Source organism: Noviherbaspirillum sp. ST9 (genome assembly GCF_048799745.1).
Taxonomy (GTDB): Bacteria; Pseudomonadota; Gammaproteobacteria; order Burkholderiales; family Burkholderiaceae_D; genus Noviherbaspirillum.
This window is the reverse complement of sequence record NZ_JBLWFR010000117.1, coordinates 1-628: the sequence shown is the minus strand read 5'-3', so window position 1 is coordinate 628 and position 628 is coordinate 1. Positions and strand designations below refer to the sequence as shown.

At 47.6% G+C, this 628-nt stretch carries 2 protein-coding genes; one reads left to right on the top strand and one right to left on the bottom strand.

The window, feature by feature from the left end:
• On the top strand, positions 1-336 hold a 336-nt coding region (locus ACNOHI_RS25070), incomplete at its 5' end, for a BamA/TamA family outer membrane protein (RefSeq protein ID WP_420477444.1).
• Between the two features lie 62 nt (positions 337-398).
• Here the strand turns inward: ACNOHI_RS25070 and ACNOHI_RS25065 are convergent.
• The coding region (locus ACNOHI_RS25065) for a GIN domain-containing protein (protein WP_420477443.1) at positions 399-628 on the bottom strand (230 nt) is incomplete at its 5' end.

Genomic DNA, 628 nt, shown 5'->3' with positions numbered 1-628 from the left:
CTTGAAATGAACTCTGAATTCAGGCCAAAACTATTCAGCATTGTACGGGGAGGACGTTGGGTAGATGCAGGAAATGTATGCTTGATGAAGAGCTATGCGAATCGTCCCGGAGCGAAGTTCACCAAAGATGTCATGAACGAACTCGCAGTAGGAACCGGAGCCGGAATTCGGGTTGATGCATCGATCCTGGTAGTTCGCCTGGATGTGGCTTTCCCTATCAGGAAACCGTGGCTTCCTGAAGGTGAGCAATGGGTGATTGATGATATCAGCTTTGGAAGTAAGGCTTGGAGAAAAGATAATCTTGTTTATAACCTCGCTATAGGCTATCCGTTCTAACTTTGGGGGGCCGGAACCGGATGCAGGATGCCAGAAGAGCTATCCTGACATCCGGTTCCTTCTTATTCTACTTTCAAAACCTTTCCCGAGCCGCTAACGTGAGCATTAACAACAGAAGGATTCCCTTTATATCGTATTGTGCCGCTACCACTGATATTTGCGTCAAGTCGGTTTGTTACAAATGCATCGACGCTGCCCGAGCCTGATAGATTTGCTTCCATGGCAGAGGTAACCAAATTAAAAGCGTGTATTCTGCCTGATCCACTTACGTCAGCCCTGAAGCTCTGGCACT